Raw genomic sequence first — 2,295 nt, 5'->3', positions numbered from 1 at the left:
AGCGAAGCGCACAGCCGATGACGAACGACTCCAGGAGCACGCATGACGATTCGCAAGCGCCTCAAGGCCGGCACGGTCTCTCTGGCGGTGGCCACCGTGCTGGTGGCCACCGCCTTCACTGCTCCCGCCCGGGCGTCGCAGGACACCCGTGCCGCGGCGGCTGGTCACGAGGCCACGCAGCGGGCGTTGAACGCGGCCGTGGCAGCCGGTGTCCCCGGCGTCACCGCCCAGGCGCGGGACGCCGACGGCGTGTGGTCCTCGACAGCCGGCGTCGGTGACCTGAGGACGGGCACACCGCGCGGCAAGCACGACCGGTTCCGTGTGGGCACCATCACCAACACGTTCGTGGCGACCGTCCTGCTGCAGATGGAGGCGGAGCAACGGCTCCGACTCGACGACACCGTCGAGCGCCACCTGCCCGGGCTGGTGCGGGGCAACGGCAACGACGGCCGCCGCATCACCGTGCGGCAGCTCCTCAATCACACCAGCGGCCTGTTCGACTACCTCGCCGACGAGAGGTACGTCGCGACATACCTGACGGGGGAGGGATTCCTGCGGCACCGCTACGACACCGTGACGCCCGAGCAGCGGGTGAGGGTCGCTCTCTCCCATGAGCCGCCGTTCCAGCCCGGCGCGCGGCACTGGTTCTCACACACCAACGACATCCTGGCCGCGCTGATCGTCGAGAAGGTCTCGGGCAGGCCGTACGAGGATGAGGTGCGCGAGCGGATCATCGAACCGCTGAGGCTCAAGGCGACGTCCCACCCAGGCGAGGACGCCGGCCTGCCCCGGCCCAGCAGCCGCGGCTACGCCCGGCTCTTCCCCTCGGAGCCTGACCGGGTCGACGACGTCACCGAGCTGAACGGATCCCAGAGCTGGGGTGACGGCGACATCATCTCCAGTGCCGGTGATCTGAACCGGTTCTACCGGGCCCTGGTGGGCGGCAAGCTGTTGCCGCCGCGTCAGCTGAAGGCGATGCTGACCACGGTCGACAATCCCGACTTCCCTGGGTCGGCCTACGGGCTCGGCATCGAACGGTTCACGACGAGCTGCGGCATCCCGTTCTGGTACCACGACGGGGGCATGCCGGGGTGGATCACCCTGGCTGCCACCACCCAGGACGGCGGCCACCAGATCACCGTCAACTACAACAGCAGCTGGGGGGCGGAGACCGTGCTCCCCGTCCTGGAGGCCGAGTACTGCTAGGCGGTGGAGCCGCCGCAACTCCCCGCCTCCTTTCCGGCGCGCCGTGGACGGTCCCAGAATTCCGGTCTTCCGTCCACCGGCAGGACGGCATCGCAAAAAGGCCTCGGAAATGCGCCGTCGACGTGTTTCGCAGCCGGATCGGGAAGCGGCGGACCTGTTTCCGATAACCGACGCGGAGGAGTGTGATGTCCGGATGTTCGTTCCCAGTCACTATCGCGAACCGGACGGTTCCTGGATAGCCGATCTGATCCGCCGGAATCCCCTGGCGCTGGCGGTGATCAACGGGAGTTCCGACGAGGGCCCCTTCGCCACACACCTTCCCGTGATCCCCGACCCCGAGACGACCCGCGACTGGCCCGACGACCTGGTGGGTGCCACGCTGCTGGGGCATATGAACAGGGGCAATCCGCACTGGCGGGCGCTGCGCACCGGGGACGTCGTCCTGCTGGCCTTCACCGGCCCGCACGCATATGTCTCCCCGACGGTGTACGAAACCTCACCGGCCGCGCCGACGTGGAACTTCACCTCGGCCCATGTGCGCGGCGTGGTCGAGAAGATCGACTCGCTGGAGGACACGCTCGATGTCGTGCGGGCCACGGCACTGTCCTTCGAGGACCGGTTCGGGGCCGGCTGGGACCAGACGGAGTCGGTCGACTACTTCCGCAGCATCGTCGCCGGCGTCGGCGCGTTCCGGATCTCGGTGACGAGCGCCCAGGGCATGTTCAAACTCAGCCAGGAGCAGCCCGCCGAGGTGCGCGAGCGGGTGCAGAAGTCCTTCAGCGGGCGCGAGTGCGGCCGGCACCGGGAGACGGCGGAACTGATGGACAGGCTGCCCCGCTCGGGGCCCTGAGACTCGTGAGTCGGAGCGGGACACCCCGGCCGTCCGGCCCTGCCGAGGGCCCGGCTCCCCCCGGGGGCCGGCGTTGGTTCACGCGGGTCCTCGATCACTTCGCCCCGCCGAGCGGCGGCTCGGTGGGGCGAGTGCTGCGAAGTGGCGGGTGCAGGCCCTGGACCTGTTGGTGAGGTGGGCCTCGATGCGGCCGAGTTCGAGGGCGACCCGGACAAGCGCCCAGCACCACGACGTCGGCC

The 2,295-nt window shown here is 69.6% G+C and carries 2 protein-coding genes; both read left to right on the top strand.

Annotation, left to right across the window (positions count from 1 at the left end):
• Positions 1 to 42: 42 nt before the first annotated feature.
• Positions 43 to 1,206: a serine hydrolase domain-containing protein gene (locus tag EBH09_RS32310; RefSeq protein WP_121750390.1), complete on the top strand. Its 1,164-nt coding sequence runs from the start codon at positions 43 to 45 to the stop codon at positions 1,204 to 1,206.
• Positions 1,207 to 1,399: 193 nt separating this feature from the next.
• Positions 1,400 to 2,056, top strand: coding sequence for an FMN-binding negative transcriptional regulator (locus tag EBH09_RS32305; protein WP_121750389.1), 657 nt, complete (start codon positions 1,400 to 1,402; stop codon positions 2,054 to 2,056).
• Positions 2,057 to 2,295: the final 239 nt, after the last annotated feature.

This window comes from Streptomyces sp. E2N166 (genome assembly GCF_003671715.1).
Classification (GTDB): domain Bacteria; phylum Actinomycetota; class Actinomycetes; order Streptomycetales; family Streptomycetaceae; genus Streptomyces; species Streptomyces thinghirensis.
Note: the sequence above shows the minus strand (reverse complement) of the source record. Positions and strands in the feature narration are given on the sequence as shown.

Coding starts and splice junctions, on each gene's coding strand:
- EBH09_RS32305 (WP_121750389.1), top strand. CDS start 1,400: ATGTTCGTTCCCAGTCACTATCGCGAACCGGACGGTTCCTGGATAGCC.
- EBH09_RS32310 (WP_121750390.1), top strand. CDS start 43: ATGACGATTCGCAAGCGCCTCAAGGCCGGCACGGTCTCTCTGGCGGTG.